At 46.0% G+C, this 13,256-nt stretch carries 15 protein-coding genes; 5 read left to right on the top strand and 10 right to left on the bottom strand.

Going from position 1 to position 13,256, the window contains the following annotated elements:
- Position 1 precedes the first annotated feature (1 nt).
- Complete coding sequence (locus L3C95_RS25680) at positions 2-394, bottom strand: winged helix-turn-helix transcriptional regulator (RefSeq protein WP_236392176.1); 393 nt, start codon at positions 392-394, stop codon at positions 2-4.
- 269 nt (positions 395-663) lie between these two features.
- Between L3C95_RS25680 and L3C95_RS25685 the strand changes: the two genes are divergently transcribed.
- Genes L3C95_RS25685 through L3C95_RS25695 form a run of 3 tightly spaced genes read left to right on the top strand, consistent with a single transcriptional unit; the run spans position 664 to position 2,199 of the window.
- Positions 664-1,233 (top strand): YceI family protein, encoded by a 570-nt coding sequence (locus L3C95_RS25685; protein WP_236392177.1) that lies wholly within the window; start codon positions 664-666, stop codon positions 1,231-1,233.
- An 11-nt stretch (positions 1,234-1,244) separates the two neighbouring features.
- Positions 1,245-1,781, top strand: coding sequence for a YceI family protein (locus L3C95_RS25690; RefSeq protein ID WP_236392178.1), 537 nt, complete (start codon positions 1,245-1,247; stop codon positions 1,779-1,781).
- Between the two features lie 16 nt (positions 1,782-1,797).
- A complete protein-coding gene (locus L3C95_RS25695) occupies positions 1,798-2,199 on the top strand; it encodes a hypothetical protein (RefSeq protein ID WP_236392179.1) in 402 nt (133 codons plus the stop codon).
- 70 nt (positions 2,200-2,269) lie between these two features.
- Here the strand turns inward: L3C95_RS25695 and L3C95_RS25700 are convergent, their stop codons facing one another.
- Complete coding sequence (locus tag L3C95_RS25700) at positions 2,270-3,634, bottom strand: acyl-CoA dehydrogenase family protein (protein WP_236392181.1); 1,365 nt, start codon at positions 3,632-3,634, stop codon at positions 2,270-2,272.
- A gap of 43 nt (positions 3,635-3,677) precedes the next feature.
- Positions 3,678-3,935, bottom strand: a complete 258-nt coding sequence (locus L3C95_RS25705) for a hypothetical protein (protein ID WP_236392183.1) — start codon at positions 3,933-3,935, stop codon at positions 3,678-3,680.
- Between the two features lie 159 nt (positions 3,936-4,094).
- Here L3C95_RS25705 and L3C95_RS25710 point away from each other — a divergent pair, with 159 nt between their 5' ends.
- On the top strand, positions 4,095-5,429 hold the full coding sequence (locus L3C95_RS25710; protein WP_236392185.1) for a sensor histidine kinase: 1,335 nt from the start codon (positions 4,095-4,097) through the stop codon (positions 5,427-5,429).
- 10 nt (positions 5,430-5,439) lie between these two features.
- On the opposite strand, the gene L3C95_RS25715 is transcribed toward L3C95_RS25710, so the two are convergent.
- The 7 genes from L3C95_RS25715 to L3C95_RS25745 all read right to left on the bottom strand — a co-directional run bounded on the left by L3C95_RS25715 (position 5,440) and on the right by L3C95_RS25745 (position 11,484).
- Positions 5,440-6,996, bottom strand: a complete 1,557-nt coding sequence (locus L3C95_RS25715; RefSeq protein ID WP_236392188.1) for a sulfatase — start codon at positions 6,994-6,996, stop codon at positions 5,440-5,442.
- 44 nt (positions 6,997-7,040) lie between these two features.
- Entirely contained in the window at positions 7,041-7,304 is a 264-nt protein-coding gene (locus L3C95_RS25720; protein ID WP_236392190.1) for a hypothetical protein, read from the bottom strand.
- An 88-nt stretch (positions 7,305-7,392) separates the two neighbouring features.
- A complete protein-coding gene (locus L3C95_RS25725) occupies positions 7,393-7,938 on the bottom strand; it encodes a hypothetical protein (RefSeq protein ID WP_236392191.1) in 546 nt (181 codons plus the stop codon).
- Positions 7,939-7,999: 61 nt separating this feature from the next.
- A complete protein-coding gene (locus L3C95_RS25730; RefSeq protein WP_236392192.1) occupies positions 8,000-9,016 on the bottom strand; it encodes a zinc-binding alcohol dehydrogenase family protein in 1,017 nt (338 codons plus the stop codon).
- Between the two features lie 94 nt (positions 9,017-9,110).
- Positions 9,111-9,896 carry an MlaD family protein gene (locus tag L3C95_RS25735; protein WP_236392193.1) on the bottom strand — a complete coding sequence of 262 codons (786 nt, stop codon included), beginning with the start codon at positions 9,894-9,896 and terminating at the stop codon, positions 9,111-9,113.
- A 6-nt stretch (positions 9,897-9,902) separates the two neighbouring features.
- Positions 9,903-10,679 (bottom strand): ABC transporter ATP-binding protein, encoded by a 777-nt coding sequence (locus L3C95_RS25740; RefSeq protein ID WP_236392195.1) that lies wholly within the window; start codon positions 10,677-10,679, stop codon positions 9,903-9,905.
- Positions 10,680-10,698: 19 nt separating this feature from the next.
- On the bottom strand, positions 10,699-11,484 hold the full coding sequence (locus L3C95_RS25745; protein ID WP_236392197.1) for an MlaE family ABC transporter permease: 786 nt from the start codon (positions 11,482-11,484) through the stop codon (positions 10,699-10,701).
- Positions 11,485-11,691: 207 nt separating this feature from the next.
- Between L3C95_RS25745 and L3C95_RS25750 the strand changes: the two genes are divergently transcribed.
- Positions 11,692-13,236, top strand: coding sequence for a TPM domain-containing protein (locus L3C95_RS25750; RefSeq protein ID WP_236392199.1), 1,545 nt, complete (start codon positions 11,692-11,694; stop codon positions 13,234-13,236).
- Positions 13,237-13,256 lie beyond the last annotated feature (20 nt).

Below are 13,256 nucleotides of genomic sequence, written 5' to 3' on the forward strand. Positions count from 1 at the left end.
ATTAATAAGCTGTCTTACTTTGCTGCTTTTCCTCAAATCGCTTCCTGTTCTCCAATATTTTATCCATATGGGTGTGCCCCCAGGCAGCAAGTTGCTGGATATGTGGTACAAGGCTCTTTCCCAGCTCAGAAAGCTCGTATTCCACTCTTGGCGGTATCTCCGGATAGAACTGCCGTATAATCAGTCCGTCCGACTCGAGCGAACGCAATGTAACCGTCAGCATCTTCTGGGAAATATCCCCTATCGTCTGCGCGATCTCGCTGAAACGAAGCTTTCCCTCGTGCGACAACAATTCTATGATCAGAATAGACCACTTGTCTCCGAACCGGTCCAATACCTGCCGGATAGGACAAGTGCCGCCAATCCAGATCTTTTCGCCACTTTTTCTACGCATAACATATTGATTTCTACGATTGTTACTAAAAAGTAAGTAAGTTGCTGCGGTGAAACGTTCTTGTTTTACAATTACACTCCCCATACCTTTGGCTTTCTAAAAGAAAGTAACTCTCTGCTAGGAGTAAAATTATCACAAATATTTAAGATTATGATAAAACGCAAATAATGTGAAACATTAACCTAGTTTAAGATTTTCTTTAACGATATATGTTGAAACATCTATTATCCAAAAAAAGATATACTTTTGAATTCTAAACAAGAGCAAACATGAAAAAAATCACAATCATCGCCTCTTTATTGGCCCTTTCAGCAACTACTTTTGCACAAACAACATGGTCTGTAGACAAATCTCACTCTAGAGTGGGTTACAGCGTTACCCACATGAGCATCTCCGAGCAGGAAGGTAACTTCAAAGATTACGATGTAAAGATCACCACCACTAAAGACGATTTCTCTGACGCATCTTTTGATGTAACTATCCAGGTAGCGAGCATCAACACTGAAAACGAAATGCGCGACAAACACCTGAAGAGCGCTGACTTCTTCGATGCTGAGAAATTCTCTACCATCACTTTCAAGAGCACTTCTTTCAAGAAAGTAAGCGGTAAACAATACAAACTGACTGGTGATCTGACCCTGCACGGCGTAACTAAACCAGTTACTTTAAACGCGGTTTACAACGGTACTGTTGAGAATCCAATGAGCAAAAAACCAGTTGCTGGTTTCACTATCACCGGTGCTATCAAACGCGCTGACTTCGGTTTCGCTACCGCTATGCCAGCTGCTGTACTGGGTGAAACTATCAACCTGAGAGCAAGTGGTGAATTCACTAAATAATAAAGAAGGCAATGAAAAGATTAATCATATTTTCATCAACACTGCTGCTCTCAGCAGCAGTGTTTGCCTACGCCATTGTAGCGCAGGCATGGAACATCGGTCCTAAATACAATGTAAGCTTCTCCAGCAATGCAGTAAGCGGTATCTTCAAAACCTTTAAAGGTACCATTGCATTCGACGAGCAGAATCTGGCGGCTTCCAATTTCAACGTTACCATAGATGTAGCATCTATCAATACCGGTAACGCCCTGCAGAACAAACACGCTAAAAGCGACGAATGGTTTGATGCTGCCAAATACCCTGAGATCAAATACACTTCCAAAAAGATCGTGAAAGCAGGCGCTGGCTACCAGGTAACCGGTGATCTTGAAATCCACGGCGTTAAAAAGGAATTCACTATTCCTTTCACCTTTAAGAAAGCTGGCAACAACGCTACTTTTACCGGCACATTCAAAGTGAACCGTAACGATTTCCGTATTGGAAAACCAGGCGGCGACGTGGCTGATGTGATCGATGTTACAGTAGCTGTTCCTGTTGTTAAAGCCTAATTTTCAAATTGCATTTATGGGTAAAAAAATATTGCTGCTTGCAACGCTCGCAGTATTGGTAGGTGTTCTTTCAGGTATAGCTGGTGTCGTTTACCAGAAAGTGTATATTGAAACAGTGGGTGAAGGATTTATAGACATCGCCAGCATAAAGAATATCATGATGGGCTGTATCCTGGGCACATTGGTTGCCGCTGTTGGTTACTTCCTGATCAGCCTTGTCCTGAAAGGCAAAACAGACATGGTGTTTAACCTGCTGTTTGTGATCCTTTCCTTTGCAAGCATCCTCGGACCAATAGGTTTCAGACTACCACTGGAGCAGGAATCACCTGAATTATTCCCTGGACTGACAGTGCCCATGCACTTCTTTCCGGCGCTCGGATGGTTTGCATTAAGACCATTCTTCGGTAAATCAATCTAAAGTTCACAGATATGATATAAAGAAAACGCCCCTGTCGGAGCGTTTTTTTTATACCTGTGAATTGGCTTTGTTATACAAATGAACTGAATCCTGTAATGGCACGCCCCACAATCAAAGTATTGATCTCCTTTGTGCCTTCGTAAGAATAGATTGCCTCTGCATCCGCTACGAAGCGGGCTACATTATACTCCAGCAATATCCCGTTACCGCCCATTACTTCCCTGGCGCCTCTTACCACGTCGCGTGTCCTTAGAGAACAGAATACCTTTGCAATAGATGCATGCTCATCTGCCAGCAGTCCCTGGTCCTGCAGTTCAGACAAACGGTACACCATGGTCTGCATAGCCGTCAGGTTAGACAACATTTCCACCAGGTGGTTCTGTATAAGCTGGAACGAAGCGATCGGCTTCCCGAACTGCTTCCTTTTCAGCGTATATGCGAGCGCATTCTCATATGCGCCACGGGCGCATCCTACAGCCAGCCAGGCCACACCGGCGCGGGTCATGCGTAATACTTTAGCAGTATCCTTAAAGGAATTGGCATGTTCAAGACGGTCCTTTTCTTCCACTACACAATCTTTCAAAGTGATCAGCCCATTCTGCACAATACGCAGGGCCATTTTGCCGTGCATCTTCTCTGCAGTGAAACCCGGAGTGCCTTTCCGCAGCAGGAAGCCCTTCACCTGGTTATCATCCACATCCCTTGCCCAGATCACCACCACATCGGCAAAGGTGGCATTACCGATCCATTTCTTCTGGCCATTCAATACCCAGGTGTCCCCTACCCGCTTTACAGTGGTCGTAAGCCCACCGGCAGCACCGGAACCCACTTCGGGTTCGGTAAGGCCGAAAGCGCCGATCTTTTTCATCTGCTGCATATCAGGCAGCCACTCCTTCTTCTGGGCTTCTGATCCCAGCAGGTAGATAGAGCCCATGGCCAAACCGCTCTGCACACCGAAAAAAGTGGCCATAGAGCAGTCCACCCTGGCTATCTCCATGGTAACAATACCTTCCATCAGGAAAGAACTGTTAAGTCCTCCATAGCCTTCATACGTAGCGCCACAAATATTCAGAGCCGCCATTTTGGGAAGTAGCTCGAACGGGAATTCCGCTTTCATCCAGTATTCATTGACTACCGGCTGGATCTCCTGTTCCATAAACTCCCTTACCCGCAACTGAAGTGCCTTGTCCTCCGGGGATAACAGGCTGCTGAGGTCATAAAAATCCCCGTTTACGGGCGGCAATTCCTTTTTTTGCCCTCCGCCACTGCTTTGCAGCATTCTCATTAGACCGGACAACTGCTGATCATTCATCTTACCAACGGTTGCCATTACCTTGGGCAGATCTATCTTCTCTGATAAACGCCCTAATTGTTCAAAATCAATGCTCTTCAGCAAGTGGAAGGCCTGTCTGATGGTGGATAATTTAACTGCCATGAGGTAGATTTAGTACATTAAATTACCCAAAACTGTCAAATGTTTATTCCACCTGGAATATTAATTTGGAGGAATCGGTCGACAAACGGATCTGGGATATTTCATGTTCCACCTTTTCCGTTACCTGCTTGCGGGCAAACAAATTGTAGGGGAAACGTAACCAGATCTTAAACTTAATGGCAGGTTCTTCATTGTCAAGCCTGTAACCAAATCTTATTTCTCTGACCTTTTTTCGTCCCAGGGCATTAGTCAGATGACGGATCACATCCGTCGGATTTTCCAAAGTTGTGTATTCTTGCATGATGGCTTAGGTTAAACCTCCTAAAAGGTACTTTCAATAAAAAAATGACATTAACACCAATTCATAAGGGTTTCGGGGAACAGGACCTCGGTCTCTACTATAAATTTTTAGTTTTAAACAGGTATCTTTGGAAGAACACCTTCCATTATGTAAACGCGAATGAAACTATACCTATTCTCTCCCATCGAAAAAAAATACCGGGAGGAATTCGATCATCATACAATGCTGCAAAACATAAAAGTTGCAGCTTTAATTGCACTTACCGTTGCCATCACTGCAACGACAGTACGTGTCATTTCCTGGTTTGTCCCCTACCAGGTAATGGTTTCATCCGATCAGTTTAACGAATACCGGATCATTAACAACTATACGATCACCACTTCCACTCTTTTCGCAGGCCTGCTTTTTTTCCTCTGGAAGAAGTCCGCTCCAAAGCAGCAAATTCGATACCATTTTATCAGCATCCTGTACTCATTATCGTTTATCGGCGCTTGTATGGCCCTCACCTTTATAGCGCAGCATAACCCCAAAAACACAATGACAATGTTATTGTTAGGACTGATCAGTGTCGGCGTATTACTGGTATATTCACTCCGCAACCTCCTGCTGATAGCCGGTTCCACCATTGTTACCTTTATGTTATTCTTCCACGTCTTCCAGGTATCGGCAGATGCACGGGCACTCAATTATGTGGTATTCTGGCTGATCATTACCTGCTTCCTGTTTATTTCCCGCCTCATATACTCATATCATGCCAATTATTTTATCAAGCTCAAAACTATTGAGGACAAGAACAGGGAAATTGAGAAGGCGAACCAGCTGAAGAATAAGATACTGGCTATCGTAGCACACGACCTGCGGAACCCCATTTCGGGTATACGATCGGTGACACACCTCATGCAGGAATATCCCTATACGAAAGAACAGGAAGAAAAGTATCTCTGCTGGATCACAGATGCCTGTAAAACGGCCGACCAGATTATCGAGGAACTGCTCATGGCAGCCAGGCAACGGGAGCTTGACCTTCTGCAGACAGATTATGTATCACTCAATGACTGGCTGAAACATGTGCGGGACAACTGGCTACAGAAATCGAACTTCAATAGGGAGATCGGGCTGGAATTGCCGCCACAGGAACTGAAAGCGCGTATCCATACGGGGAAGATGCAACGGGTGGTTGATAATCTGCTGCACAATGCAGCGAAGTTTACGCCGGCGGAAGGTAATATTACCTTAGGTATGCAGCAACACAGGGGAGGCGTACGTATATCCATTACAGATACAGGTATTGGCATACCTGAAGCCTTGCTACCCACACTGTTCGACCAGTTTACTGCTTCCAGCCGCCAGGGATTGAACAATGAACCGTCCAATGGTCTGGGGCTACATATCTGTAAACAACTGGTACAGGAACACGGCGGCAACATCTATGTTAGCACGAAAGAGAACCAGGGAACCATTTTCAATATAGATCTTCCCTTTACACTACTATAAGCGATGGCCGTTATTTCCCATCCCCAAACAGCTGTAATGCTTCTTTATCTTCGTACTGCACAATAAGGGCCTTTAAGCGCTTTTTCAGATCGGCAATGTTGCGTGCCTGAGATTTCTCTCCGTATATATTATGTACTTCCTGCGGATCTTTTTGCAAATCATATAACTCCCAGTAATCCGCCGGGCCATAAAAACGCACCAGCTTATAACGTTGCGTGCGGATGCCGAAATGCGGCGACACACGGTGAGGGTCCGGATATTCGTAATAGTGATAATACACCTCTTTCCGCCAGTTCGACGTATCTCCTTTACCGTTTACCAGTGGCATAAACGAAGTACCCTGCATATCTGCAGGCGCTTTTACTCCGGCGATATCCAGTAAGGTGGGCGCCCAGTCAATATTCAGCATAAAACCATTGGTAACTGAACCAGCAGTGATGACACCCGGATAGCGCATCACGAAAGGTGTGTGGAGGGATTCTTCGTAGATAAAACGTTTGTCAAACCAGCCATGCTCTCCCATGTAAAATCCCTGATCCGAGCCATAGATCACGACTGTATTCTCCGCAAGACCGGTGCTGTCCAGGTATCTTAACAAACGACCGATATTCCTGTCGAGAGAACGGGCTGTAGCCAGGTAATCTCTCATATAACGCTGGTATTTCCAGGCAGTCAGTGCCTCGCCTGTGAGCTGCAGAGAATCAAATTCACGGCTTACTTTATTCTCATAATAGTCATGGAACAACGCATACTGCTCGGGCGTAAAACGGCTGTATTCACCATAAGCGTCCTTACTATAGTTAAGGTGTACCTTCAGATCTTCCTTCAGCCGCATTGTTTTCGCAATGGTCATGTCCTGCTGTTCCGCAGCCTGCCTGCCCTTGTATTTATCGCCAAATGTAACGGGCAGGGGGAAACGGATACTATCGTAAGCCCCCAGATCAGCAATATCCGGCAGCCATTCCCTGTGGGTAGCCTTCTCTCCTACGATCAGCATAAAAGGACGGGCAGTATCCCGGCGGTTCAGCCAGGATACTGAGAGGTCCGTAATAATATTGGTGACATAACCGTTCATCCGCACCGTATCGTTAGGTGTGGCGATGAAATCCGGATTATAGTATTTGCCTTGTCCCGGCAGGATATTGAAATAGTCAAAACCTCTGGGCAATGTACCTAGATGCATCTTGCCTATCCAGGCCGTCTGGTAACCATTTTGCTGCAAAATACCGGGGAAGGTCCGCTGGGTGTTGTCAAACTGCTTTTCATTCAGCGGGTATCCGTTCTTATGACTGTATTTACCCGTCAGTAAGGTAGCTCTGCTGGGGCCACAAATGGAGTTTGTGACCATAGCGTGGTTGAACAAAATCCCTTCGCGGGCAATCCTGTCAATGTTCGGCGTTTGCACATACCTGTTACCATAAGCACTGATGGCCTGGGAAGTGTGATCATCCGAAAGAATGAAGATGATGTTTGGTCGTTTCGACTGTCCGCTCAGTTTAGCGGGCGCAAGAAGTACAATTAGTGCGACAAATACAGATCTGATACTGGCAGTTTTCCACATAGACATAAAGATACTTATTTAGCAATAGTATCCCAATGCCTGAAACATGCTCATGGATACGATGTGGCGCCTTTTCCACGATCTTCCACATGTACGACCTGGAGTATACGTGTGGCAATTGCATTCACTAACTGGGGATCCGCTGCATAGTCTGCATTAGGCTGCAGGTCGCCATTGCCCTGTAACAGATAGTCGATAGAGTGATCCTCATCGAGTACAGCTTTATAGTGCTCTATTCCCCTTGATTCGTGAGGTTGAACAACAACTACATAGTTGTCTCCTTTCAAATCAAAATCTAATGTAAAATCTTTCATACGGCATTTTGTTTAGGAAGAACAGTTGTATGTAATCTAAATATAACAAAATTAAGGCCATGTGGTTGCAAAAAGATTTCATTGCCCCTTAGTCTTCTTTTGCCCCTTTTTCGCCTGTAAACCAGTGCTCTTTCTGCTTAAAAAGTACATTAAAGGTAGTAAGTGATCCGTATATCCTGGTAATATATTGCTGCAGATTTATTTTGTCTTCATCGCTTAATTGCTTGTGACTGTTTATCTGCTGTTCCAACACCCGAAGACGGTCGCGTACCATCACTATTTTATGAAAAAACGCTTCAATAGGTATCTCCTTGGGCTTCAATGAAGGATCTTTTGGTTGCAGCGTCATTACGCCACCTTCCCATCTTTCGCCCATCGGAACGACCTCTGTCAGACCTCCCCAAAGCCTTAATATTTTTAGCAGGGATGTCTCAACAGAGGATACTGTTTCCAGCTCAATACTCTGATTTTCTATGTGCAGTATCTCAAAAAGAGGGTCTGTTTTGTCCACCTCAATAATGCCCTGGTCCATAAAGGTCACTACATACTGCGCATACTTTACGCCGATGATCACTCCGGGGCCATAACGTGCATGCTGTACCCTTGATCCTTTACCGGCAGTTAATTCATCCATTAATATGAAATTTACCTGACAATATAATACAAGTTATTGAAAAAGTGCATCTTGTAACACATCATTCCATATTCACAATAGCTTTTATAACGCCATTGGCCGGATTCAGCCAGCTTTCAAATTCATCTTTTACCTCCCCGAAACGAACCCGGTGGGTAATGTAAGTGGTAGGATCAACTTCCCCGCTCTTCATGCAACGGATCACATGCTCAAAGTCCTCCCTTGTAGCGTTCCGGCTGCTCATGAGGGTGGCTTCCCTTTTATGGAACTCCGGGTGACTGACAGCGATCTCTCCTTTCTGCAGACCGACCAGCACATAACGGGCGCCATGCGCCATGTAAGCAAAGCCATTATTTATAGCCTGCTGGCTGCCTGTAGCGTCTATTACCACCGTCGGCATATCGTCTCCTGTGATCTGCCTTAAAGCGGCCATAACATCCTCCGTTTTCGCATTGACAGTATGGGCCACTTTCAGCTTCTCTTTACAGAAATCGAGACGGGACTGATTAATATCCATAGCAATCACCTGCGCTCCGGCAATCCGTGCAAATTCCATAATGCCCAGTCCTATAGGACCCGCCCCTATTACCAGCACAAATTCACCAGGCGTAACACCTGCACGGCGCACGCCATGAGCACCAATTGCCAATGGCTCCACGAGAGCCAGCGCATCCATGCTCAAACCTTCTCCATGCACCAGCGACGCCGACGGCACCAGGAGATATTCCACCATACCACCATCTACATGTACACCGCATACTTTGATGTTTGTACAGCAATTGGGCTTTCCGTTACGGCAGGCCACGCAGGTGCCGCAATTAAAATAGGGAATAAAAGTAACCGGCTCACCGGCAGTAAAACCGGGCGCATTATCAAACGAAACCAGTTCGCCTGCCAGCTCATGGCCCAGGATGCGGGGATAGGAAAAATAAGGCTGTGTTCCTTCAAAAGCATGCAGATCGGTACCACAGATGCCTATCCTTTTGATCCTGATGATAGCATGATCCGCCGTCAATACAGGCATGTCCGTTTCTCCATATTCAAACTTACCGGGCGTGGTACAGGTGAGTATTTTCATAAAGTGTTTATATTGTATCGGGCTAAAATAATAAAAAAATAACCGCCCGGTATAAAAACCGGACGGCCATATTGCAAAAACCGATCTGCGTAAATTATTCTTTTGGTACTTTCAGGCTGGCAGAATCTTTCTCTGCCTTCTTTTTCTTACGTTCGGCCTCTTTCTTTTGCTCTTCCGCCTCTTTTTTAGCAGCTTTTTCTCTTTTTTTATAATACCCTCTCAACAGGAAATTATGTTTCAAGGCCTCCATATTCTCACTAAAACCATCCGAACCTTTCCGGATAGACTTTACTGTTTTCTTTGCTTCCGTCACTGTTCCTTCCAGGCTCGTCGCAAGACTGTCGCTGTACAACAATCTGCCGATACTACCCTTACCCTGATTGATCTGCGTGGCAATACCTGCCAGCTGCTCCGTGATCACTTCAGCATTTTCCGCCACACCGGAAAGCCTGTCCAGCACCCTGTCATAATCCATGGGATCAACAGCCTGAATCACGTCTCCATCCTCAACCGGAGTAGCATTCTGTGTACCAGAGCTGATAGTGATCAGTTTATCTCCCATCAGACCATCGGAACTGATACCTGCCACCGCTCCCTTTTTAATGAAGGGCTTCACCTTTTGCTTGATACGCAGGGCAACGCGGGCCGTTGTATCGGATAATATATCAATGCTTTCCACGGTGCCCACATCTATACCAACGAAACGGACATTATTGCCCACCTGCAGGCCTCCGACATTCTGAAAGGTTCCGTAAAGCACAAAGGTTCTCTGGAACATGCTCTTATTCCTTCCGATCAGGAATATACCTACTAATAATAACCCCAGCATAACCGCAGCAAAGATGCCGACCTTGACCTTCTGTTGTGTTTTTTGCTGCATACTTTACTATTTAAAAAAGTTATTAATGAGTTCATCTTGCGATTTAGTCAGTTCGTCGTACGTACCTGTCGCAATAAATTCGCCATCATTCATCACGGCAATACGGTCGGCCACTATACGGGCACAGGCCATATCATGTGTGATTATTATAGATGATGTTTCATATTTTTCCTGCAGCTTCACGATCAGTTCACTGATCTCCCGCGAAGTGATAGGATCAAGTCCGGTAGTAGGCTCGTCATACAGTATGATTTCCGGCCGGAGTATCAGTGTACGCGCCAGTCCTACCCTTTTACGCATACCTCCCGAAAGATCACCGGGATATTGATCGATCGCTTCTTCCAGGCCAACACTTTCAAGCACGTCCTTTACCCGTTTTTCCATCTCCGCTTCATCTTTCATTTTCAGCACACGGGTAAGGGGAAACAAGAGATTCTCCCGCACGGTCATTGAGTCGTATAAAGCGCCGCTCTGGAAGAGGAATCCCAGCTTGCTGCGCAGCTCCTTCAGCTCTTCATCCGGAAGCTCTTTCACTTCTTTGCCCAGCACCTTTAAACTACCGCCGTCAGGCTCCAGTAGTCCGGCTACACATTGAATGGTCACGGATTTACCCTGACCTGAACGTCCCAGTACCACTACGTTCTCTCCCTTATGAAGCTCCAGGTTAATATCCTTTAATACTTCATTGTCGCCGAACGATTTTTTCAGATGTTCGATACGTATCACAACATCATCTTCCGCGGCAGTCTGCGTTGCATTTTCCTGTACGACTGTATCATTCATACTTGTCGGGTTAAACATTTTAATAATAGATCAGGTTCGTGATCTGCACCGCAATGGCATCTATGAATATGATCCATATTGAAGCACTGACCACAGCGGAGTTGGCGGCACGGCCTACGCTCTCCGTTCCGCGGGATGCGTGATAACCTTTATAGCAGCCCACAAAACCAATCGCATATCCAAAGAAAAATGTCTTTATCACAGCAGGTATCAGGTCACTGAATTCCAGTGCATTGAACGACTTCCGGAAGAACAGCGCAGCACTGACGTTCTCCTGCAAATTCACACCTACCCATCCGCCCACCAGCGCCAATCCGTCAGCCATGATTGTTAGCAAAGGCACCATGATAGTACAGGCAAGGACGCGTGTCACTACCAGGTATTGTACCGGGTTGGCGCTGGATACTTCCATGGCGGCTATCTGTTCTGTCACTTTCATACTTCCCAGTTCTGCGCCTATGCTGGAAGCAATTTTTCCTGTACAGATAAGCGCAATGATAACAGGACCTATCTCACGGACAATGGAAATAGCGACCATGCCAGGCACATAACTCTCGGCACCAAAATCTTTCAGTGTAGGCTGTGTCTGCAGCGTCAGTACGAAACCGATAATAAAACCATTGATAGCCACAAGGCCGATAGAGCGGTATCCCACAATAAAACACTGGCGGAAGAATTCTCCCCATTCAAATCCATCGCGGAAAATATTACGGGCAAACTGACCGGTGAAAACCACCTGGTCTCCAAGCATTTCCATGTATTTATTAAAAGCTGATGTAAGCGCACTGGCCATATTAGTAAGCATTAGGTCAATTGATACGGGTCATTGGAAATGATCATCCCTGCTAATAAGAAAGATGGAATTTTCATGCCATGGCGGGAAATGATGATTTTCAGGCAGAAACAGCAGTAAAAACTTACTTCATTGGGTAATATTTTACCCAACCTGTACAAAGAAGGATAGCATTTCCAGATACTATTCATTATTTTTGAAAAGAATATGTACAATTCTATGGTTCATTTACAAAGATGCCACCTGTATCTGCTGTTGTTGCTGTTTGCCCTTGCCTGTGGAGAAAAGAAGGACACGGGTTTTACAATAGAAAAGATCCCTGATCCCATGCAACATGAGGCTTATGTAAGTAACCCCGATCATCTTATCACACAGGAGACAGAAGCCGCGCTCAATGAACAGATGCGGCAGCTCGACCAGTCCGGCGTTGCCCAGGTGGCAATTATACTGCTGAACACCATTGGCGATAAGGTCCCCAAAGATGTAGCACACGATGTTTTCAGACTGTGGAAACCCGGCCAGCAGGGAAAAGATAATGGTCTGGTGATATTACTGGTGAATGATCAGCACAGGGTAGAATTTGAAACCGGTTACGGGCTGGAAGGCGACCTGCCCGATGTGATCTGCTTCCGCATACAACAATCCGAAATGCTGCCCTCATTTAAGCAAAACAATATCGATGAAGGTATGCTGAAAGGGATGACAGCAGTTGTAAATGTGCTGCAGCCGCAGACGGATACCAGTGTAGCTGCTGTGGCAGATGCTCCTGCCGCTGCTGATGATACCAGCAATGCAGCAGTAATGAAAGTGGGCGATGTAGGAACTACTGCAGCAGAACCCTATTCCCAATCGGAGGTTACCACCGTTGAGCAGGACACCTACGAGAGACCGGGCCCCGGTTCAGCGATCCTATATGTAGTCTATGCGTTATTTGCTACCATTTTCATAATAAAACCCGGTATCGTAAGAAAGAATAAAGATCTCCCACAGCTATTCAAAGCAAATATGTGGCACAAGGTCTGGGTCTATGCATTGCCACTTGTGCTGCTGATATTGATGACTATTTCCGGAGTTTATCACTGGTGGACGTTAGCCTTGATGATGTATTTCAATTTGCTCGCCTACCTGAGTTACCGTGCTTTCACCATCAACAAAACGGCAGGCGTTTTACTGGCAGGCGTCGACCGCCATGTGCAATATGAAACATTGAACCTTGCACATGCCAATAGCTGGATATCTTCCATCCTCTTTCCCCTGCCCCTGCTGGCGTATTCAAGATGGCATATCACGCGGATGAACAAGCTGCGTTACGATCCCTATGATTGCGAAACATGCCATCAACCAATGCAGCTACTGAAAAAAGGAAAAAAACTGGAGATGTTGGAGCCCGTACAGATAGCGGAAGACAAAGTTGGTTCTGTCATTTACGATGCCTGGCACTGCAAAAATTGTAATGAAAAAAAGATACTGGGTTACAGGAATTTACGCACCGATGCAAAAAACTGCCCCTCCTGCCAGGCCCTTACCTATATTGCAGGTCGCAGCAGAGTAGTGAGGCCTGCTACCACCAGCCGGGAGGGAGAAGGCATTCAGCATTACCTCTGTAAACACTGTCACTATACCCATTCGGAAACGTATGTTATTGCTAAGTTATCTTCCAGCAGTTCTTCCGGTTCCTCCTCGGGCTCATCCGGATCCTCATCTTCGTCTGGTGGCTGGGGCGGCGGCAGTTCAGGAGGTGGCGGCGCGGGCAGTAGCTGGTAAAAAATCCGATCCCTGATCAT

This window comes from Chitinophaga filiformis, from assembly GCF_021646545.1.
In the GTDB taxonomy this organism is placed as follows: domain Bacteria; phylum Bacteroidota; class Bacteroidia; order Chitinophagales; family Chitinophagaceae; genus Chitinophaga; species Chitinophaga filiformis_A.